Genomic DNA, 20,784 nt, shown 5'->3' with positions numbered 1-20,784 from the left:
GTGAATCGAAAAAGTCTGTTCCTGGTCGGCCCCATGGGGGCCGGAAAAACCACCATCGGCAAGAAGCTGGCGGAGATCTGCAACCTCGAGTTCGTCGACTCCGATCACGAGATCGAGGTTCGCACCGGTGTCGACATCCCCTACATCTTCGAGAAGGAAGGGGAAGAGGGTTTCCGTCGTCGTGAGCAGGCGGTGCTCGCCGACCTCACCACCCGCAGCGGCATCGTGCTGGCGACCGGTGGCGGCGCGGTGCTGCTGCCGGAGAACCGGGCCCATCTGTCCGCCCGTGGCCTGGTGGTGTATCTGCACGCCGGCCTGGAGCAGCAGCTGGCGCGGACCGAGCGCAGCGAGCACCGGCCGCTGCTGATGCACGGTGATCGTCGCGAGACCCTGATCCGCCTGTTCGAGCACCGCGACCCGCTGTATCGCGAGGTGGCCGATCTGGTGGTGGAAACCGACGGCAAGAATGCCCGCCAGCTGGCGCGCGAAATCCAGGACGCGCTGCTGACCCCGCCCGGAGAAGAGGTGTGAGCCTGCGACGTCTGCCGGTCGCGCTCGGCGAGCGCGCCTACGAGATCCAGATTGGTCGCGGCCTGCTGGCCCGGCCGGAATGCTGGGACAGCCTTGCCGGCCGCCGCCGCGTCCTGGTCACCGACCGCCACGTCGCGGCCCTGCATCTGCCCGCCGTGCTCGCGACCCTGGGCCTGACCGAGGACGACTGCCTGGTTGTCGATGCCGGTGAGGCGGTGAAGAACTGGGACAGCGCCGAACGGGTGCTGGACTGGATGCTGTCGAAGCGGCTGGCGCGCGATGCGGTGCTGATCGCCCTCGGTGGCGGTGTGATCGGCGACTTGGCCGGGTTCTGCGCCGCCATCTACCAGCGCGGCATCGACTTCGTACAGGTGCCGACCACCCTGCTGGCGATGGTCGATTCCAGCGTCGGTGGCAAGACCGGCGTCAACCATCCGCGCGGCAAGAACCTGATCGGCGCCTTCCACCAGCCGCGCGCGGTGATTGCTGACCTCGATAGCCTCAAGACCCTGCCGCGCCGCGAGCTATCGGCCGGTGCCGCCGAAGTCATCAAGTACGGCATGCTCGGCGATGCCGCCTTCTTCGCCGAGCTGGAACAGGGCGGCCTGGCGGCGTTGATGGCCCTGGACGGCGAGACTCCGGCGGCGGTGGTCGAGCGCTGCTGCGCGCTGAAGGCGCGCATCGTCGGCCTCGACGAGCGCGAGGCGGTGGCCGGCGGTCCGCGCGCCCTGCTCAATCTCGGTCATACCTTCGGCCACGCGGTGGAAACCTTTGCCGGCTATGGCCACTGGTTGCACGGCGAGGCCGTTGGCCTGGGGCTGGTGATGGCTGCCGACCTCTCCGCCCGCCTGGGCTGGATCAGCCGCGCCGAGGCCGAGCGCTGCACCGCGCTGGTCGCCGCTGCCGGCCTGCCGTTGCTGCCGCCCGAAGGCATGACTCCCGCAGATTTCCGGCGGCTGATGGCCGGTGACAAAAAGGTTGCCGGCGGCCAGCTGCGGCTGGTGCTGCTGCGTGCGCTCGGCGAAGCGGTGCTGACCGCCGACTTCGACGACGCGGCGCTGTCCGCCTGTCTGCAGCACTACTGCCGCCCGGCATGAGCCACGGCCTCGCGCCCTACGCCTCGACCCCGCAGAACTCGCGCGGCCGACGCCACCCGGAGCCGCCGCCGACCAGTCGTAGCGAGTACCAGCGCGACCGCGACCGCATCATCCACAGCGCCGCGTTCCGGCGCCTGGAGTACAAGACCCAGGTCTTCGTCAATCACGAGGGCGATCTGTTCCGCACCCGGCTGACCCATACGCTGGAAGTCGGCCAGATCGCCCGTACCATCGCCCGTACCCTGCGGCTCAACGAGGACCTGGCCGAGGCGATCTGCCTGGCCCACGACCTCGGCCACACCCCGTTCGGCCACGCCGGACAGGACGCACTGAATGCCTGCATGAAGCCCTACGGCGGCTTCGAGCACAACGCCCAGTCGCTGCGGGTGGTGGACGAGCTGGAAGACAAGTACGCCGAGTTCCTGGGCCTCAACCTCACTTTCGAGACCCGCGAGGGCATCCTCAAGCACTGCTCGCGGCCGCGCGCGGAGCGGTTGGGCGAGGTGGCGCGGCGCTTTCTCGATGGCGGTCAGCCCAGCCTGGAGGCGCAGGTCGCCAATCTGGCCGACGAGATCGCCTACAACAACCACGACATCGACGACGGCATCCGCGCCCGCCTGCTGGAGCTGGAGCAGTTGCGCGAGGTGCCGCTGTTTGCACGCCATCACGATGAGGTGCTGCGGCGCTACCCGCAGGCCACGGCCAAGCAGATGCGCCACGAGACCGTGCGCCGGATCATCGGCACCCTGGTCGATGATCTGGTGCAGGCTTCGCGCGGGCGCCTGCAGGCGGCGGCGCTCGATAGTCCGCAGGCAGTGCGTACCGCGCCACAGCTGCTGATCGGCTACAGCCCGGAGCTGGCCGAGGAAAACCGTGTGCTGAAGCGCTTCCTGCGCGAGCAGCTCTACCAGCATCAGCAGGTCTACCGGGTGATGCAGAAGGCCAAACGGCTGCTGCGCGAGCTGTTCGACGCTTTCATGGCCGATGCCCGTCTGCTGCCGCCGCAGGAATACCGCCAGGCCCAGCGCGCCGAGGCGGCAGAGGGCGAGCAGGGCAGGGCGCGGATCGTTGCCGACTACATCGCCGGTATGACGGATCGTTATGCACTCGATGAATGGGAGCGATTGTTCGACCCGCGCCGATTGCGTTGATTGCAAAGAAAAATTGCGGTTCAGATTGACGCCGGTGTTCACGTTCCTATAATCGAATGTTGCACCGCAGCGAAGCCGTCGTCTTTCCTGAAGACCCCGCCTCCCTTTCGTTTACTACGAATCGGGTCGGGACTCCCTCGAAACTTCCTTAAGCTGCCGCGCCTCCTGCGGCGAGGGTTTCGCCGCCCCAAGTTTTTTCTCGTGGGATTCGCAATGACCCAGTCGCAAGACCAGGCAGTAGGTCTCTATCGGCCGGAATTCGAGCGTGACAGCTGCGGATTCGGTCTGATTGCCCAGATGGACGACGTGGCCAGCCATGGCCTGGTCAAACGGGCGATCAAAGGCCTGGAACGGATGACCCACCGTGGCGCCATCGCCGCCGACGGCAAGACCGGCGACGGCTGCGGCCTGCTGATCAAGAAGCCCGACCGCTTCCTGCGCCGGGCCGCCCGCGAGGCCGGCATCGAGCTGGGTGGCGGCCAGTACGCCGCCGGCAACATCTTCCTGTCCACCGACGAGGCCAAGGCGGCGCGCGCGCGCGCGGTGCTGGCCGAGGCCTGCGCCCATCACGGGCTGAGTCTGGCCGGCTGGCGGGTCATGCCGATCAATCCCGATGCCTGCGGTGAAGAGGCGCGCGCGGTGCTGCCGCGCTTCGAGCAGGTCTTCGTGGTCGCGCCGGCGGGGCTGCACAAGTTCGAGTTCGAGCTGAAGCTCTTCAAGGCGCGCCGCCGCGCCGAGAAGCTGCTCACCGCCGAGGGTGATGACGAGTTCTACGTCACCGCGCTGTCCTGCCGGGTGATCGTCTACAAGGGTCTGCTGATGCCCGAGTGGCTGGAAAGCTTCTACCCGGACCTCGCGGCGCCGGACATGGAAAGCTCGATCTGCGTCTTTCACGAGCGCTTCTCCACCAACACCATGCCGAAGTGGCGGCTCTGCCATCCCTTCCGCTTTCTCGCCCACAACGGCGAGATCAACACCATCAGCGGCAACCGCGCCTGGGCGCAGGCGCGCGCGCCGAAGTTCCAGTGCGCGGCGCTCCCCGACATCCACGAGCTGACCCCGCTGGTGGGCCTCAAGGGCTCGGATTCCGAGAGCCTCGACAACATGTTCGAAGTGCTGCTCGCGGGCGGCATGGACATGTTCGCGGCGCTGCGCGCGCTGATTCCGCCGGCCTGGCAGAACGTCGAAGACCTCGACGCCGACCTGCGCGCCTTCTACGAGTACAACTCGCTGCAGATGGAGCCCTGGGACGGCCCGGCCGGCGTGGTGCTGACCGATGGCCGCTACGCCATCTGCGCCACCGACCGCAACGGTCTGCGTCCGACCCGCTACGTCATCACCCGCGACCGCACCATCGTGCTGGCTTCGGAGATCGGCGTGTCCGATTTCGACCAGCTGCAGGTGGTCGAGAAGGGGCGGCTGTCGCCCGGCCAGATCCTGGCCATCGACACCGACACCGGCTCGCTGCTGCGGCCGGAAGACATCGACCGCATGCTCGCCGGCCGCCAGCCCTACAAGCTCTGGCTGAAGAACGGCAGCAAGCGTCTGGAGGCCAGCCTCAGCGAAGACCCCAATTCGCTCGACAAGCTGCATCCGGAAAGCGTCGCGATCTACCAGAAGCTGTTCAACCTCAGCTTCGAGGAGCGCGACCAGATCCTGCGCGTGCTCGCCGAGAGCGGTCAGGAAACCATCGGTTCGATGGGCGACGACACGCCGTTCGCGGTGCTCTCCGAGCAGAAGCGGTCGGTCTACGACTACTTCCGCCAGCAGTTCGCACAGGTCACCAACCCGCCCATCGACCCGCTGCGCGAGCAGATCGTGATGTCGCTGGAATGCTCGCTGGGCGCCGAGGGCTCGATGTTCGGCGAGACCGCGCAGCGCGCCGAACGCCTGCTGGTCGACTCGCCGGTGCTCAGTGAAGGCAAGTTCAAGAAGCTGCTGGCGCTCGACGACCCGCGCTATAGCCACGAGCTGATCGACCTCAACTACGACCCGGCCCTGGGCCTGCAGGCGGCGATCAATGCCGTCTGCGACAAGGCGGTGGCGGCGGTGCGTGGCGGCAAGGTGGTGCTGGTGCTGTCCGACCGGGCGGTGGACCGTGCGCGGCTACCGATCCCGGCGCTGATGGCGGTGGGCGCGGTGCAGCACCGGTTGATCCACGAAGAGCTGCGTTGCGACTGCAACATCATCGTCGAGACCGCGACCGCGCGTGATCCGCACCACTTCGCCTGCCTGATCGGCTACGGCGCGAGCTGCGTCTACCCCTACCTCGCCTACGCCTCGCTCTACGAAATGGCGCGCAACGGCGAGATCAAGGGCAAGGACCCGGCCGACCTCGCGCTCTATTACCGCAAGGGCATCAACAAGGGCCTGTACAAGATCATCTCGAAGATGGGCATCTCGACCATCGCCAGCTATCGCGGCGCGCAGTTGTTCGAGACGGTGGGTCTGTCCAGCGCGGTGGTCGACAGCTGCTTCGCCGGCACCGTCAACCGCATCCAGGGCGCGACCTTCGAAGACCTCGAAGCCGAGCAGAAGGCCCTGGCCCACGAGGCCTGGATCGCCCGCAAGCAGCCCAGCCACGGCGGCCTCTACAAGTACGTCGAAGGCGGTGAGTACCACGCCTATAACCCGGACATCATCCGCACCCTGCAAACGGCGGTGAAGGAAGGCGACTACGGCGTCTACAAGAGCTACGCCAAGCTGGTCAACGAGCGCCCGGTCGCGGCGCTGCGCGACCTGTTCAAGCTCAACCTCGCCGCCCAGCCCATCCCGCTCGACCAGGTCGAGCCGGTGGAAAGCATCCTCAAGCGCTTCGACTCGGCCGGCATGTCGCTGGGCGCGCTCAGCCCCGAGGCGCACGAGGCGCTGGCGATCGCCATGAACCGTCTCGGCGGCCGCAGCAACAGCGGTGAGGGTGGCGAAGACCCGGCCCGCTACGGCACCGAGAAGACCAGCAAGATCAAGCAGGTCGCTTCCGGCCGCTTCGGCGTGACGCCGGCCTACCTGGTCAATGCCGAGGTCTTGCAGATCAAGGTCGCGCAGGGCGCCAAGCCCGGCGAAGGCGGCCAGTTGCCGGGCGACAAGGTCAACGAGCAGATCGCCAAGCTGCGCTACGCCAAGCCCGGCGTGGCGCTGATCTCGCCGCCGCCGCACCACGACATCTACTCCATCGAAGACCTGGCGCAGTTGATCTTTGACCTGAAGCAGGTCAATCCGCAGGCGATGGTGTCGGTGAAGCTGGTGAGCGGCCCGGGTGTGGGCACCATCGCCGCCGGTGTGGCGAAGTGCTACGCCGACCTCATCACCATCTCCGGCTACGATGGCGGCACCGGCGCCTCGCCGGTGACCTCGGTGAAGTACGCCGGCACGCCCTGGGAGCTGGGTCTTTCCGAAACCCACCAGACGCTGCGCATGAACGGCCTGCGCGACAAGGTGCGGGTGCAGACCGACGGTGGTCTCAAGACCGGCTTCGACGTGGTCAAGGCCGCGATCCTCGGCGCCGAGTCGTTCGGCTTCGGCACCGCGCCGATGGTGGCGCTGGGCTGCAAGTACCTGCGTATCTGCCACCTCAACAACTGCGCCACCGGCGTCGCCACCCAGAACAAGGTGCTGCGTCTGAAGCACTTCATCGGCCTGCCGGAAATGGTGATGAACTATTTCCGTTTCGTCGCCGAGGAAACCCGTGAGTGGCTGGCGGCGCTGGGCGTGAAGAGCCTGGAGGAGCTGATCGGCCGCACCGATCTGCTCGGCATGGCCGAGGGCAAGACCGACAAGCAGCGACATCTCGACCTGTCGCCGATCCTCTCGGCCTCGGGGATGATCCTGCCCAGCGCGCAGTTCTGCACCGGCCCGAATCCGCCCTTCGACCGCGCCGAGCTGGCCGAGCAGATGGTGCGCGACGCGCTGCCGGCCATCGAGGCCAAGAGCGGCGGCGAGTTCCACTACCAGGTCAACAACACCACGCGCTCCATCGGCGCGCGGCTGTCGGGCGAGATCGCCCGCCGCCACGGCAACCTCGGCATGGAGGGCTCGCCGATCAGCCTGAAGCTGACCGGCACCGCCGGCCAGTCGCTGGGCGTATGGAACGCCGGTGGCCTCAACATCGAGCTGGAAGGTGATGCCAACGACTACGTCGGCAAGGGCATGGCCGGCGGCCGCATCGTCGTGAAGCCGCCGAAGGGCGTGCGCTTCAAGACCCAGGACACCGCGATCATCGGCAACACCTGCCTGTACGGTGCCACCGGCGGCACCCTGTACGCGGCCGGCACGGCGGGCGAGCGCTTCGGCGTGCGCAACTCCGGCGCCACGGCGGTGGTGGAAGGCTGCGGCGACCACGGCTGCGAATACATGACCGGCGGCGTCGTCGCGGTCCTCGGCAAGGTGGGCGTCAACTTCGGCGCCGGCATGACCGGCGGCTTTGCCTACGTGCTCGACCAGCAGCGCAACTTCGTGGACCGCTACAACCACGAGCTAATCGACATCCACCGCGTCATCGCCGAAAGCATGGAAGGCCACCAGCATTACCTGCGGGCCTTGATCAAGGACTACGTGGCGGCCACCGGCTCGGCCTGGGGTCAGGTCATTCTCGATGACTTCCGCGACTACGTCGGACGCTTCTGGCTGGTGAAGCCGAAGGCGGCCGACATTGGCTCGCTGCTGTCGGCCATCCGCGCTGCTGCCTAACAGGACTCCCACCCATGGCCGCCAAGAACGCAATGCAGTTCCTCGACATCTCGCGCCAGGACCCGAAGAAGGTCCCGGCCGAGGTGCGCATCCACGATTTCCGCGAAATCTACGGGCAGTTTCCGGCGGATCAGGCCGGCTCCCAGGCCGGACGCTGCCTGTCCTGCGGCAACCCTTACTGCGAGTGGAAGTGCCCGGTGCACAACTACATCCCCAACTGGCTGAAGCTGGTGGAGGAGGGCAACCTGTTCCAGGCCGCTGAGTTGTCGCACCAGACCAATTCGCTGCCGGAAATCTGCGGCCGCGTCTGCCCGCAGGACCGCCTCTGCGAGGGGGCTTGCACGCTCAACGACGGCTTCGGCGCGGTCACCATCGGCAACATCGAGAAATACATCTCCGACGAGGCCTTCAAGCAGGGCTGGCGTCCGGACCTCAGCAAGGTGGTGCCCACCGGCAAGCGCGTCGCCATCATCGGCGCCGGCCCGGCCGGTCTGGGCTGCGCCGACGTGCTGACCCGCAACGGCGTGACGCCGGTGGTGTTCGACAAGTACCCGGAGATCGGCGGCCTGCTCACCTACGGCATTCCGCCGTTCAAGCTGGAAAAGGACGTGGTGAAGAACCGCCGCGCCATCCTTGAGCACCAGGGTGTCGAGTTCCGCCTCAACACCGAGATCGGCAAGGATGTCGCCTTCGATGCCCTGCTGAAGGAATACGACGCGGTCTTCCTCGGTATGGGCACCTACACCGCCATGAAGGGCGAGTTCCCTGGCGAAGACCTGTCCGGCGTGGTGCAGGCGCTGCCGTTCCTGATCAGCAACATCCATCGCGTGATGGGCAGCGAGAAGAGCCCGGCCGACTTCATCGACATGAAGGGCCAGCGCGTGGTCGTGCTCGGCGGTGGCGACACCGCGATGGACTGCAACCGCACCTCGATCCGTCAGGGCGCCGACAGCGTCACCTGCGTCTACCGTCGCGACGAGGCGAACATGCCGGGCTCGCGCCGCGAAGTCGCCAACGCCAAGGAAGAGGGCGTCGAATTCCTGTTCAACCGCGCGCCGGTGGAGATCGTCGGCAAGGGCAAGGTTGAGGGCGTGAAGGTGGTCGAGACCCGCCTCGGCGCGCCCGACGCCAAGGGCCGTCGCAAGCCGGAAGTGGTGCCCGGCTCCGAGCAGATCATCCCGGCCGACCGCGTGGTGATCGCCTTCGGGTTCCGTCCCAGCCCGGCACCGTGGTTTGCCGAGCACGCGCTCAAGCTGCACGAAGACGGTCGCCTCAAGGTCAATGGCGCGGTGCTCGCCAAGCACAAGTTCCAGACCGCCAACGAGAAGGTGTTTGCCGGCGGCGACATGGTGCGCGGCAGCGATCTGGTAGTGACGGCGGTGTTCGAAGGCCGCGAGGCCGCGCAGGGCATCCTCGACTACCTGGGCGTCTGACCCCCGTGACGCACCTGCCGGTGCTGGCCTACGCGGCGCCGCTGCTGGCCTTCAGCGCCTACCGGCGGGTGCGTCGCAACATCGGTCGCCAGCCCTATCGGCCGCTGCGGCTGTGGATCCGCAGCGGCGTGATCGCGCTGATCTTCTTCGCTCTGCTGCGCTGGCCGGCATTCGAGCCGGCATTGGCGCTGGCGATGATCGCCGGCACCGTGGCCGGGGTATTGCTGGCGCGGCTGGGCGTGCGTCTGACCCGCTTCGAGACCCTGCCCGACGGGCGTTTCTACACGCCCAACACCGCCCTCGGCGTCGGCCTTTCGCTGTTGTTCCTGGCGCGTATCGGCTACCGCCTGCTGGTACTGCTGCCGGCCTTGCAGGCGGCCAATGAAAGCGGCGGCGGCGCGGCGCTGCGCAGCGCCATGTCCGGTTCGCGCAGCGCCTTGACCATGGCCTTGCTCGGCTTGGTGCTTGGCTACTTCTTCGCCTACTGCCTGGGGCTGCTGCGCCGTGGTCGGCAGCCCGACACCCTTCCCGCCGAGCCTGCTGCGCCGTAAGGTGAGGGCTTCGGCCGGTCCCGGCCCGTTGCGGAGTCCTGCGATGCTCAAGCTCTTGCTGGTCTGGCTGGTCAACGCGCTTTGCCTGCTGGCCGTAGCGACGCTGGTGCCGGGCGTGCACATCACCGGCTTCGGCTCGGCCCTGATCGGCGCCCTGGTGCTGGGAGTGGTCAACACCCTGATCCGGCCGATCCTGTCGCTGCTCACCTTGCCGATCACCCTGCTGACCCTGGGCCTGTTCAGCTTCGTGATCAACGCCGCGATGTTCGGCTTGGCCGCTTTTCTGATTCGTGGCTTCGGGGTCGATGGCTTCTGGCCGGCGCTGTGGGGCGCTCTCGCGTTCGGCGTCCTGAGCTGGATCGCCAACTCCATCCTGCTGCGCGAGGCGGACTAAGCCGGCTGGTTCAGTCCGACACGCGGACGCCGCCGGCCAGCAGTAACTGCCTCAGGGGTTGCAGTTCGGTCGCCAGTTGTTTCCAGCGATCCACCGACGAGCGATAGATCGGCTGCCGCACCTGCACCGCGCTGGCGGTGGAAACCGGAGCCGCGTTGCGTTCGAAGTGCAGACAGGCGTCCTCCCAGGGCAGCCCACACCAGTCGAGCAGCCGGCGTGTTTCTGCTTCGGGCGCGGCGACCAGGGCTTCGTACTGCAGTTCCAGAATCGCGCCCGGAAAGCGCTGCTGCCAGAACTCCATCAAGCGCTCGAACAGCAGGTAGTAGCGACCGGTGTCGAGCAGGTCGTAGGAGTAGTTGTAGTAGGAGAACTGCAGCGCAAATAGCTGCCGGAAGTTGGACAGGCAGGTGTCGAGCGGATGTCGGCGCAGGCAGATGATTTTCGCTTTCGGTAGCGCCTGGGCGATAAAGCCGGCGTACAGGAAATTGAGCGGCATCTTGTCGACGAAGCGCGGCGTGTGGCCGGTGCCGGGGCGGGTGCTGGCGAGGTAGGCCTCGCCGATCTGCCTGGCCGGCGTGCCATGCAGGCCGGCCAGGGTTTCGGCATCGAGCAGACGCGGCGTGCGGCTGCCGCTGGCGCGCTTGATCGCCAGCCCAAGGTTCTGCAGCTCGCCGGCGGAATGGACCTGGGTATGGCTGGACAGGATGCGCTCGACCAGAGTCGTCCCGGTGCGCGGCATGCCGACCACGAAGATCGGTTCGGGGCTCGCCACGCCCTCGCCATGCAGCCCGGCACCGGCGAAATACTGGTGCAGGGCGGAGAACAGTCTTGCGTCCTCGGCGCAGTCGTAGGCCAGGCTGGCGCGTTTCGCCGACTTGCCGCGAAGCAGATGCTGGAACGCCAGATTCGGCTCGCCGAGGTCCTCGCACTCCTTGGCCAGGGCCATGTGCAGTTGCAGTTGCGCGTCCACCGAGTCCGCTCTTGGCAGCAGGGCCTCGTAGCGTGCCCGGTGATTGCGTTCCGGCGTCTGCGTGCGCAGCTGCGACAGCGGCGGATAGGCCTTCCAGTAGCCGGGATCGGCCGACAGGCAGGCCTCGTAGGCGGTTTCGGCGGAGTCGAAATCGCCGAGAAATTTCAGGGCGCTAGCGAGATTGAACTGATAGTGGGGATTGCCCGGCTCCAGTCCGCAGGCCTGGCGGAACAGCGTCGCCGCCCTAGCATGCAGATTGGCACGGCTGTAGACGACCCCGAGGGTATCCAGGCTCCAGGCCTGCTGCGGCTGCAGGCGCAGCGCCTGCTCGGCGGCATCCAAGGCCTCCGGGATGCGCTGGCTCAGGGCCAACAGGCGCGCCAGCTGTGTCCAGTAGCGCTCCTGCGCCGCGTCGATGGACAGGGCTTGGCGAAGCGCGGTGATGGCGGGCGACCACTGCCGCAGTTCGGTCGCCAGCATGCCGCGCAGGAAGTGTGCCTCAGCCAGGCTCGGTGCCAGCTGCAGCAGGCGCTGGCAGCTCTGCTCTGCCTCGGCGTAACGCCGCGCTTCCAGCAGCCCTTCAAGCTGGCTGCGCAGCCGCTCAATGGCGGCGGTGTCGGCGGTGGCCTTCATGCCACCTCCCCGGGGACTTACTGAAGATCAAAATCGTAGCGGAAGCTCAGGCCGACCCGCAGTGGCTCCAGAACGGTCTTGTAGTAGCTGCGCAACTTGAAGCCATCGCCGTTGTCGGTGTCGCCGCCACCGGCGATGGCGGTGATGTAGCTGCGGTCATTGCGCACGCTGGTCTCGACGTAGCGGTTGAACAGGTTTTCGGCGTACAGGCGTGCGGTCCATTGCCGGTCCGCCACCGACAACGCAGCCCGATGTACCACATAGCCCGACAGCGATTCGCCGTTGTTGCGCTCGCCGACCTTGGTCAGCCGGTCGCCGACCGCGCGGACGCCGTAATTGGCGCTGCCGATCCAGCCGTTGGGCAGCGACTGCGTGTAGCCGATCAGCAGGCTGGCCTGATGCTGGGGCGTGCCCGGCAGGCGGTCGCCAGCGTAGGCATCTTCACCACGGACGATGCCGGGCGCGTCGCGGGTCAGCTGTGCGTCGGTGTAGCTGTAGTTGGCGTTCACGCGCCAGTGACGGCTGAGCAGGCCCTGTACCTGCAGATCCAGGCCCTGGCTCTTGGCCAGGGCGCCGTTGACGGTGATCGGGATCGCGCCGTTGACTGTGGTGCCCGCCACCTGCACGTCCTCCCAGCGGATGTAGTAGACCGAGCCGTTGATGAACAGGCGGTTCTTGAGCCAACTGCTGTGGAAGCCCAGCTCGTGATTGAGTGTCTTGTCCGGCTGGATCAGCACCTCGTTTGGCAGTGCGCAGACGTTCTGCCCGGCAGGCAGGGGATCCAGGCAGGGCGGTACCGAGTTGACCCCGCCGGGCCGGTAGCCCTGGCTGATCGTCAGGTATCCGAGCAGGTCCTTGTTGAACTGGTAGGCGGTGTTGAACTTGAAGATGGAGTCGTCGGCGCTGATCTGGTTGAACTGCGGCGTCAGCAGAATCTCGTTCGGCGCCGAGCCATCCACCAGCGGCAGGGCGAAGGCACTGATCGCGCTGTTCTCGAACTTGAAGGCACGGGCGCCGACGGTCACCGTCCAGGCCGGCGTCAGCTGGTAGCCGAGTTCGCCAAACAGCGCGGTTTCGGTGAAGGTCTGGTCGTCGAGCTGGAAGTACTCGAGATTGTCTGGGCGATCCACGCCCGCGAATCCCGGAAAGCCCGGCACGAACTCGCTGCTGGTGAAGGTGCTGTCGCTCTGGTTGAAGAAGCCGCCGACGATCCAGTTCCAGGGCCCCTCGCCGCTGGAGACCAGGCGCAATTCCTGGTTGAGGCGCTTCTGCCGACCGGTCTCCCGGGTGTAGGCAGAGAAGGCCGGGAAGTCCTCGTAGCCGTACTCGAAGCTCAGCAGCAGGTCGGTCTGGTCGCGTTGTCCCAGCTCGGTATAGCGCGAGTAGCCGGTGGCGGAGGTCAGCTTGGCGAAGTCCAGATCCCAGTTCACTTCCAGGCTCAGCAGCTGGTTCTTGCGCTCGTTGGGCTCCAGATAGCGAAAGCCCGACTGATAGCTGCCGGTGCCGAAGGACTGCCTCTGGTTGATGCTGCGGGAGCCGACGGACTGGTCCTGGTAGTAGTAGCTCAGATTGGCATCGAGCTTGTCGCTGAGCCGGTACAGGAAGGCGAGGTTGCCGGCCAGGGTGTTTTCGCTGTCGGAGTCTTCCTTGCTGTAGAGATTGCTGGCGATCGCTATCGGATCGGTGAAGTCCGGCTCGGGATCGGAGACTCCGGGCTCGCGCACCAGATAGTCGGCGTCGACGAAGCCCGGTGTGTGGATATAGCCCAGCGAGGCGCGCACCGCCGCATCCGGGCTCAGCGGCAGATTGCCGACCGCCACGGTCTTGCTGCCGACGCCGGAGCTGTAGTTGATGCCATAGCTGTCCTGGCTCACGCTCAGTGAGGCCTTGCTGGTGTTGGGGCGATTGGGGATGTAGCGCACCGCGCCACCGAGGCTGCCAGCGCCATAGAGCGTGCCCTGCGGGCCGAGCAGCACCTCGACGCGATTGACGTCGAACAGTTTGAGATCCAGATAGAGCGGGATGTCGCCGATGTAGGTGGAGACCGAGCCGCCGTTGTCATTGCCGCTGGGGCCGAGCGAATCGACGTTGAGGCCACGGGCAATCATCGGATTGCCGTCGCGCCCGCCGGTGTCCTCGAAGTAGATGCCGGGCACCAGCTGGACCAGATCGGACATGTCGGTCATGCCCTGCCGCTGAATCTCGGCGCCGGTGACCGCAGTGATGTTAAGCGGCGTGTCCTGGACGCCGGAGTTTCTCCGCGTCGCGGTCACGGTGACGTTGTCCAGCACCACATCCTCGGCCGCCTTGGCCGTCACCTGCGCGTGCGCCAAGCCCAGGGGTGCGCTGCTGAACAAGGCGGCGACGGCCAGCGCGAGAGGGTGACGGCGGAAGCCTGGAGGCGGGGTCTGACGGGCCATGGAGGAGGGACTCGGGCAAATTCAGGAAGGACTTATGGCCAGGGATTCGCAACATCCGTGCCTCGCTTGGGTTCTCCCTCTCTGCCTCTGGCGCTATGCTCGCGAGCCGTTTGTTCCGCCTCCACCACCGTCGTTTCGTCCCCATGAGCCGCCTGCTAGCCGTTGCCGAACTGGGCCAGTCCATCTGGCTCGACTACATCCGCCGTGATCTGGTCGAGAGCGGGGCGCTGGAGCGCCTGATCGTCGAGGATGGCCTGCGTGGGCTCACCTCCAATCCGGCGATCTTCGAGAAGGCCATTGCCGGCAGCAGCCAGTACGACGTTTCGCTGGCCGGCCATGTGCGCGCCGGACAGCGCGATCCCGAGCAGCTGGTCGAGGTGCTGGCCACCGAGGACATCCGGCTCGCCGCCGATGCTTTCGACCGCCTCTACCGTGACAGCGGCGGCGTCGATGGCTACGTCAGCCTCGAGGTGTCGCCGCGGTTGGCCAACGACAGCGCGCGCACGCTCAGCGAGGCGCGCCGGCTGTGGCGCACCGTCGGCCGGCCCAACCTGATGATCAAGGTGCCGGGCACGCCGGCCGGGGTGCCGGTGGTGCGGCAGCTGATCGCCGAAGGCATCAATGTCAACGTCACCCTGCTGTTCTCGCGCAGCGCCTACCGGGCGGTGGCGGAGGCCTATCTGGCCGGCGCCGAGGACTGGCTCAAGAGCGGCGGCGATCCGGCGAAGCTCGCCAGCGTCGCCAGCTTCTTCGTCAGCCGCATCGACACCGCCGTCGATGCCGAGCTGGCCAAGCTCGGTTCGGAAGCGCTGGCGCTCAGCGGCCAGGTGGCGATCGCCAACGCCAAGCTCGCTTATCAGGATTATCTGGAGCTCTGCGCCAGCCCACGCTGGCAGGCGCTGGCGCAGCGCGGCGTGCGTCCGCAGCGGCTGCTCTGGGCCAGCACAGGTGTGAAGAACCCGGCCTGGCGCGACACCCTGTACGTGGAGGCGCTGATCGGTCCGGAGACGGTCAACACGGTGCCGCCGGCCACCCTGGATGCCTTCCGCGATCACGGTGTCGCCGCGCGCGGTCTGGATCAGGATGTCGCCTTTGCCCGCACCGTGATGGCGGCGGTCGAGCGTCTGGGGATTCCTTTCGAGAAGATCACCGAGCAATTGGCTGGCGATGGCGTGCAGCTGTTCGTCGATGCCTGGGCGCAGCTGTTGCAGGCGGTGGCCGGCAAGCGCGACGCCCTGGAGCAGGCATGAGCGTCTTGCTGCTGAGCCCGGCCGAGGCGCGGGTGCTGGCTTCGCTGGTGGAGAAATCCATCACCACCCCGGCCTATTACCCGATGACGGTCAACGCCCTGGTGGCGGCCGCCAACCAGAAGAGCAGCCGCGAGCCGGTGATGAGCCTGAGCGAGGGCGAGGTCGGCCATGCCCTGCTGAGTCTGGAGGAAAAGGCCCTGGTAGGCCGCGACGACTCCAGTCCGCGCGCCACCAAGTGGCGCCAGAAGTTCCAGCACCAGCTGCTGCTGAAGACCGGCACCCAGGCGGTGCTGGTGACCCTGATGCTGCGTGGTCCGCAGACCACCGCTGAGCTGCGCGCCAACGCTGCGGCGCTGGGCGGCCCGGCGGAGGCCGAGGCGGTGCAGGCGGCGCTGGACGATCTCGCCGACCGCGCCCAGCCGCTGGTGCGGACCCTGCCCCGGCTGGCCGGGCAGTCGGCGGTGCGCCATGTGCAGCTGCTCTGCGGCGAGCCCGATCTCAGTGCCCTGGCGGCGGCCGAACCACCCGCGCGCGGCGGCGCGCATCCGGGCCTGGAGGCGCGCGTTGCCGAACTGGAGCAGCGGCTGGCGAGCCTGGAGCAACGGCTGAGCGCGCTGGGCGGCTGAAGGCGGCGGCCGGCCAGGCTGTCACCTTTAAGCAATATTTCTCGTTGGCGCCCTCCTGCGCCCTGCATAAGCTTATGCCTGGCTGGGGAATTCCCCGGCCGCTTATCGAGCGCCCAGGTGACACGCGGGCGGGGGATCCAAGGAGAGAGCCATGCTTCACCCAGGAATTCGAGTCGCTCCGCGTCAGCTGCTGATCGCGGGTCTTGCCGTGCTGCTGGTGGCCTGCGGTGGCAGCAAGCCCAGCGACGGCGGCAACCCCGACACGCCGCCGCCGTCGGCGGTGGGCCGCACCTTCCTGATCAAGCCGGGCGCGACCGCGACCAACGACATGATCGGCGCCATGATCCAGGCGGCGCCGGGCGATGTCATCGAGTTCGGCTGTGGCTATTTCGAGCTGACCTCCTCGCTGCAGCTGACCAACACCGAAGACGTGCTGGTGAAGGGCTGCGGCAAGGACAAGACCGTGCTTTCCTTCAAGGGCAGCAACTCGCCGGAAGGTGTGCTGGCGGTGAATGTCCATGGCTTCACCGTGCAGGATCTGACGGTGCTGGACACTGGCGGCAATGGCTTCGAGCTGCGCGGCGTCGATCACGGCACCCTGCGCCGGGTGCGTGCGATGTGGTCCTCGGGCGGCGGTCGCCAGAGCGCTGATCCGATCACCGACAAGAACTACGCCGAACGCCTCAACGTCGCCTGTACCGATCCCGCCAGCCAGGATCCCTCGGTGCCCGAGAACTTCCTCGGCGACACCACCTCGCCCGACTACACGGTGAGCAAGCTGTCCGGCCGTTACGGCATCTACCCGGTGGCCTCCGAGAACATCCTGGTCGAGGACTCCGAGTCGATCGGCGCTTCCGATGCCGGCATTTACGTTGGCCAGACCAACAACGCCATCATCAAGAACAGCCGCGCGGCCTTCAACGTCTTCGGTTTCGAGATCGAGAACGTGCAGGGCGGTGAGTACGCAAACAACATTGCCGAGTGCAACACCGGCGGCTTCCTGATCTACGACCTCGACGGTCTGCGCCAGTACGGCGAGCGTTCGCGCATGTACGGCAACATCTCGCGCAACAACAACACCTACAACTTCACCTCCGGCGGCATCGTCGGCAGCGTGCCGGTCGGCACCGGCATGCTCACGCTCGCCTACGACCGCATCGACATCTTCGAGAACACCTTCGAGAACAACAACACCGGCGGCATCATCCACGCCAGCTACGAGCTGTTCCCGGAAGGCGCTGGCCGGCCTGACGAGAAGCGCATCGACTTCTACACCGAAGGCGTGCGTATCTTCCGTAACAAGTTCATCAACAACGGCAACAAGCTGCGCCTGCCGAGCAGTACCGATCTGGCGGGTGGCGATGTGGCGCGCATCCTGCCGACCCTGGTCGGCCTGAAGACCCTGGCGGGCTGCCTGCTGCCGCAGGGCCTGACCACCTGCCTCGCCGCTGGTGGGCCGAACTTCCGGGGTGCCCACATCGTCTGGGATGGCCTGCTCGACAGCTACGATGCCGACTGCCCATACCCGGTGGCCGCCAACGGCGACCCGGTGCCCAAGGACGCCAACGGCAAGCCGATCCTCACCAACGAGGTGCCGAACCCGAGCTGCCACTACAACGCCTACAAGTTCGACACCAGCAAGCCGGCGGCGCCGCGCATCACGCCGGACTGGTATGCCTCCTGCATCGACGACGACAACGAGTTCAGCAGCGACAGCCTGCGCTACAGCAACTTCCACGGCACCAAGGGCCTGGAAGCGGTGCTGGCGGTGGCGACCGCCGATTTCTCGAATCCGGTCTCCCTGCTCACCAATCTGCTCAAGGTGAATCCGCTGGCGGTACTGCAGTTCGCCGCCGACCTCGACGACAGCCCGCACCAGTGCAAGAAGACCTACGGCAAGGAACTGCCGCTGCTGCCGGCGGTGACCATTCCGCCCTTCGTGCGCAGCGGCGACTACGACCCGGCGCCCAGCGAGGCCCTGGTGGCCAAGCTCTGCGGTGCTGCGGTTGGAAACGGCCAGGTCAACTTCGAGGCCGCCGGCGTGAATTGCCCGACGCTCGACCAGTACCACCTGTTCGCCGATGCGCAGGACCCGACCAGCACCCCGAACGGCGGTGGCGTGCCCTACTCGCTGAACAGCAAGCTGTTCTCCGACTACGCGGTGAAGTACCGCGTCGCCTACCTGCCGCCGGGCACCAAGGCGGTGTACCGCGATGCCGCCGGCGACGGCGCCAATGCCACCATCGTGTTCCCGGCCGGCACCATCATCGCCAAGACCTTCTCCTTCGCCGACGACAGCAAGGGCACCGAGACCCCGGTGGAAACCCGCCTGCTGATCAAGCGCGTCAACTCCAAGGGCGCGGCGCGCTGGGATGGCGTGCCCTATATCTGGAGCACCGACGCCACCACCGGCAAGCGGGTCGCCAAGCTGGCCATGGGCGGCGGCAGTGCCTCGGTGAGCTGGGATCATGTCGATGTCGATTCCGGCGTCAAGCACACCGGCTCCACCGCCAGCTATCTGATCCCGCACGCCAACCAGTGCCTGAGCTGCCACTCGCGCGAGGACTCCGAGCCGGGCGCGGCGCCGATCGGGCCGAAGGTGCGGTTCATGAACAAGCCCTATGCGCCGGAATCGAAGAAGGTCAGCGGTCAGAGCCAGCACGAGGTCGCGGGCAAGAACCAGCTCGCCTACTGGTGCAGCAAGGGCCTGATGGCCGGCTGCCCCAGCGACCTGGGCGTGGACAACATCAAGCAGATCGCCACCAAGCTGGAGCGGGTGCCGACCTACAACAAGCCCGGTGACTCCGGCTTTGCCGCCAACTCCGGCCAGGACATCGAAGCCCGTGCCCGCGCCTGGCTGGAGGTCAACTGCCAGCACTGCCACAACGTCAAGGGCTTCGCCGCCTCTACCGGTTTCTATCTCGATTCGCTGCGGCCGGTGGACGGCACCTACGGCATCTGCAAGCAGCCGACCGCGACCGGTCAGGAAGGCAAGGGTGGCCGCACCGTGGACTTCCACCCGGGCAACTCGGCGGATTCCATCGTCGAGCACCGCATCGGTCCCACCGCCACCACCCCGGCGGCGCGGATGCCGCCGCTGGCGCGCAGCGTCGTCGACGAGGAGGGCCACGCCCTGGTCAAGCAGTGGATCGACACCGTGCTGGTGGCCGACGAGTCCAAGTACCCGGGCTCCACCAGCTGCGCCCAGTAGCTAAACTGCCCCTGCAAGGCCGGAAGGGACCGGCCAGGGGAGTTTGCTATGTCCGCAATGGTGCGGGATGAGAAGAACTCGTCCCTGCGGTTTCGCGGCTTGGTCATCACCGGCCAGCCCGCTTTTCCGATCCTGTTGCTTGTCGCCACAGTGCCGCTGTTCGCAGCCTGTTCGCTCGTCACCGTCCGGGGTGGTGACGTCGAAAGGGAGGGGCCGCTGCTCTGCGGTGTGGTTCGAAACCCCGAGGGCTTGCCAATCGCCGTCGATAGACTCACCCTTGGTCTTGGGGTGAGTGCGGAGCGGGTGCTGATCGGGTTCGGGAAGGAATCCGTAGTCAGTATCGGAGACCCGGAACGCTGTCAGGCGATCTTCATCGTCAACGACGAAGTAGGGACGGAGAGCCTGAAGCGATTGTTAGTGTCCGGGAGCGACGACCTCAAGAATATTTGCGTCGTTCAAGGGGAGATGGATAAATGAATAAAGGGATTGCTCTCGCGGGATCGCTCTCGCTCGTTTCATTGGCCGGTTGCAAGGCGCTACACCAGGCTCCACTGGTCTACTCGTCAGGAGTGATCATCGGCGTCTCCGTCACGGCAAGCCCGGCGGAGAGCTACACGCCATCACTCACCGTCGGGTTAAAGCAACTAGATGCTGCGTATGTCCCAGTCATGGTGGCCTTGGATTGTGACGACGTGATCGATGCTCTCAACAAGGCCGACGACGGCCTCGATATTAATGGGGCTCGTCACCCTGGCTTCTCGGGGACGGAGATGTTCGTCAAGGCGTTGGAGCGATGCTCGCCTGCGCCAGTCCAGGCGGACAATGAGCAGTCGAAAGATGACGGATCATCTAGCGGCGAGTCGAGACAACTGGCCGAGCTGAAGAAACTGGTTGCGGCCTCCGAGAGCGAAAAGATAAAGCGCGACAAAGCGATAGAAGATCATGGTCAAGCTTACAAGGCAGTAGCTGACGCTGAGGCCGCTGAGGCGCTCACATCGTCCCAACTAGCGCCCTCAGAGCCACGATGCGACAAAGGCGACGAAGGCGGCATTGCGGCGGCGTCAAAAGACCAGGCCAGCACAAACGGAAGTGCGACTGCTTCCGTGCAGGCGGCCGGTGAAGTACTCCCGACTTGCGACAGTTCCGGGTACCGCGCCGCGCGGGACAAATACGATTCGGAGTTGGAGATCTACAAGAAGCTTGAGGTCGCGAAGAAAGCAGCGACCAATTCGGTTGGTGAGAAGAAATCGCAACTGGCAGCGGCCAACCTGAGCGTAAAAGCCGCTGAGGCATCGGTTCAGGCAGCCGACAAAGAGCTCTTCGACTTCCTGCGCGAGAATCGAGACGTCCTCTCAACCGCTATCCGCCGTGCCCAGGCGGAGACCAAGCACGACGCGTATTCGGTGTACGGCACGTTCGCTGCGGATACCGGCGCCAGCACTGCGGGCCCGCGGAGTTCCGCGTCAACAGGCAACGCCTCCGCCGAGTCGGTTCTGAAGGTGGGCAAGGTTTTCTCTACTGGCGTGGCATCTCAGAATCTGACCCAGGGACTACAAGAGTTCTATGGCAAGCGTGGCGTGACGGATGCCCTGGTGGCGGCTTACGACAAGTGCCTGACCACCGTCGAGTTGGTTCGGGGCAAGCGGATCGCCGAACTCGAAAAGCGGCAGCCTGTACCGGACGAGACGGCGCGCAAGGCCGAATCGGATCAGATCAATAACGGGTTCAAGACCGATCTGGTCGCCTGTGGGCAGCTGGTTGTAGCCGGGGAGAGGCAGCCCGCAGCCGCTGACCCCGGAGCAAAGAGCGATTGATGGTGACGCCGCCGAAG

Annotated in this window: 14 protein-coding genes; 12 read left to right on the top strand and 2 right to left on the bottom strand. The window is 66.3% G+C overall.

What is annotated here, in order from left to right:
- From aroK to ED208_RS00850, 7 genes are all read left to right on the top strand, one after another.
- Window positions 1-531 carry a shikimate kinase AroK gene (aroK, locus tag ED208_RS00880; RefSeq protein ID WP_123209973.1) on the top strand — a complete coding sequence of 177 codons (531 nt, stop codon included), beginning with the start codon at window positions 1-3 and terminating at the stop codon, window positions 529-531.
- A 2-nt stretch (window positions 532-533) separates the two neighbouring features.
- Window positions 534-1,628, top strand: a complete 1,095-nt coding sequence (gene aroB / locus ED208_RS00875; RefSeq protein WP_123210664.1) for a 3-dehydroquinate synthase — start codon at window positions 534-536, stop codon at window positions 1,626-1,628.
- A complete protein-coding gene (locus ED208_RS00870; RefSeq protein WP_123209972.1) occupies window positions 1,625-2,779 on the top strand; it encodes a deoxyguanosinetriphosphate triphosphohydrolase in 1,155 nt (384 codons plus the stop codon). The genes aroB and ED208_RS00870 overlap by 4 nt, the downstream gene beginning before the upstream one ends.
- Before the next feature lie 213 nt (window positions 2,780-2,992).
- The gene (gene gltB / locus ED208_RS00865; RefSeq protein WP_123209971.1) at window positions 2,993-7,465 is read left to right on the top strand and encodes a glutamate synthase large subunit; all 4,473 of its coding nucleotides are present in this window, start codon (window positions 2,993-2,995) and stop codon (window positions 7,463-7,465) included.
- Between the two features lie 14 nt (window positions 7,466-7,479).
- Window positions 7,480-8,898, top strand: coding sequence for an FAD-dependent oxidoreductase (locus ED208_RS00860; protein ID WP_123209970.1), 1,419 nt, complete (start codon window positions 7,480-7,482; stop codon window positions 8,896-8,898).
- A 5-nt stretch (window positions 8,899-8,903) separates the two neighbouring features.
- The gene (locus tag ED208_RS00855; protein WP_123209969.1) at window positions 8,904-9,449 is read left to right on the top strand and encodes a CcdC protein domain-containing protein; all 546 of its coding nucleotides are present in this window, start codon (window positions 8,904-8,906) and stop codon (window positions 9,447-9,449) included.
- A gap of 43 nt (window positions 9,450-9,492) precedes the next feature.
- On the top strand, window positions 9,493-9,843 hold the full coding sequence (locus ED208_RS00850; protein WP_123209968.1) for a phage holin family protein: 351 nt from the start codon (window positions 9,493-9,495) through the stop codon (window positions 9,841-9,843).
- Window positions 9,844-9,853: 10 nt separating this feature from the next.
- Here the strand turns inward: ED208_RS00850 and ED208_RS00845 are convergent, their stop codons facing one another.
- On the bottom strand, window positions 9,854-11,446 hold the full coding sequence (locus ED208_RS00845; RefSeq protein WP_123209967.1) for a tetratricopeptide repeat-containing sulfotransferase family protein: 1,593 nt from the start codon (window positions 11,444-11,446) through the stop codon (window positions 9,854-9,856).
- Window positions 11,447-11,463: 17 nt separating this feature from the next.
- Window positions 11,464-13,866, bottom strand: a complete 2,403-nt coding sequence (locus ED208_RS00840; protein WP_123209966.1) for a TonB-dependent receptor — start codon at window positions 13,864-13,866, stop codon at window positions 11,464-11,466.
- Between the two features lie 143 nt (window positions 13,867-14,009).
- Between ED208_RS00840 and tal the strand changes: the two genes are divergently transcribed.
- The 5 genes from tal (at window position 14,010) to ED208_RS00815 (ending at window position 20,767) form a co-directional block, all read left to right on the top strand.
- Window positions 14,010-15,116, top strand: coding sequence for a transaldolase (gene tal, locus ED208_RS00835; protein ID WP_123209965.1), 1,107 nt, complete (start codon window positions 14,010-14,012; stop codon window positions 15,114-15,116).
- Window positions 15,113-15,742 carry a YceH family protein gene (locus ED208_RS00830; protein WP_123209964.1) on the top strand — a complete coding sequence of 210 codons (630 nt, stop codon included), beginning with the start codon at window positions 15,113-15,115 and terminating at the stop codon, window positions 15,740-15,742. Before tal ends, ED208_RS00830 begins: the two co-directional genes overlap by 4 nt.
- Window positions 15,743-15,893: 151 nt before the next feature.
- Window positions 15,894-18,953: a parallel beta-helix domain-containing protein gene (locus ED208_RS00825; protein WP_123209963.1), complete on the top strand. Its 3,060-nt coding sequence runs from the start codon at window positions 15,894-15,896 to the stop codon at window positions 18,951-18,953.
- A gap of 48 nt (window positions 18,954-19,001) precedes the next feature.
- The gene (locus ED208_RS00820; RefSeq protein WP_123209962.1) at window positions 19,002-19,430 is read left to right on the top strand and encodes a hypothetical protein; all 429 of its coding nucleotides are present in this window, start codon (window positions 19,002-19,004) and stop codon (window positions 19,428-19,430) included.
- Window positions 19,427-20,767, top strand: a complete 1,341-nt coding sequence (locus ED208_RS00815) for a hypothetical protein (protein ID WP_123209961.1) — start codon at window positions 19,427-19,429, stop codon at window positions 20,765-20,767. Before ED208_RS00820 ends, ED208_RS00815 begins: the two co-directional genes overlap by 4 nt.
- The last annotated feature ends 17 nt before the right edge of the window (window positions 20,768-20,784 follow it).

The sequence above is a fragment of the Stagnimonas aquatica genome, assembly GCF_003730135.1.
Classification (GTDB): domain Bacteria; phylum Pseudomonadota; class Gammaproteobacteria; order Nevskiales; family Nevskiaceae; genus Stagnimonas; species Stagnimonas aquatica.
The sequence above is the reverse complement of the archived record's forward strand: the minus strand, read 5'-3'. Positions and strand labels throughout refer to the sequence as shown.

Bases quoted from the DNA above. Each gene is read 5' to 3' on its own strand.
- ED208_RS00870 (WP_123209972.1), top strand. From the start codon at position 1,625: ATGAGCCACGGCCTCGCGCCCTACGCCTCGACCCCGCAGAACTCGCGC.
- gltB (WP_123209971.1), top strand. From the start codon at position 2,993: ATGACCCAGTCGCAAGACCAGGCAGTAGGTCTCTATCGGCCGGAATTC.
- ED208_RS00860 (WP_123209970.1), top strand. From the start codon at position 7,480: ATGGCCGCCAAGAACGCAATGCAGTTCCTCGACATCTCGCGCCAGGAC.
- ED208_RS00850 (WP_123209968.1), top strand. From the start codon at position 9,493: ATGCTCAAGCTCTTGCTGGTCTGGCTGGTCAACGCGCTTTGCCTGCTG.
- ED208_RS00845 (WP_123209967.1), bottom strand. From the start codon at position 11,446: ATGAAGGCCACCGCCGACACCGCCGCCATTGAGCGGCTGCGCAGCCAG.
- ED208_RS00840 (WP_123209966.1), bottom strand. From the start codon at position 13,866: ATGGCCCGTCAGACCCCGCCTCCAGGCTTCCGCCGTCACCCTCTCGCG.
- tal (WP_123209965.1), top strand. From the start codon at position 14,010: ATGAGCCGCCTGCTAGCCGTTGCCGAACTGGGCCAGTCCATCTGGCTC.
- ED208_RS00830 (WP_123209964.1), top strand. From the start codon at position 15,113: ATGAGCGTCTTGCTGCTGAGCCCGGCCGAGGCGCGGGTGCTGGCTTCG.
- ED208_RS00825 (WP_123209963.1), top strand. From the start codon at position 15,894: ATGCTTCACCCAGGAATTCGAGTCGCTCCGCGTCAGCTGCTGATCGCG.
- ED208_RS00820 (WP_123209962.1), top strand. From the start codon at position 19,002: ATGTCCGCAATGGTGCGGGATGAGAAGAACTCGTCCCTGCGGTTTCGC.
- ED208_RS00815 (WP_123209961.1), top strand. From the start codon at position 19,427: ATGAATAAAGGGATTGCTCTCGCGGGATCGCTCTCGCTCGTTTCATTG.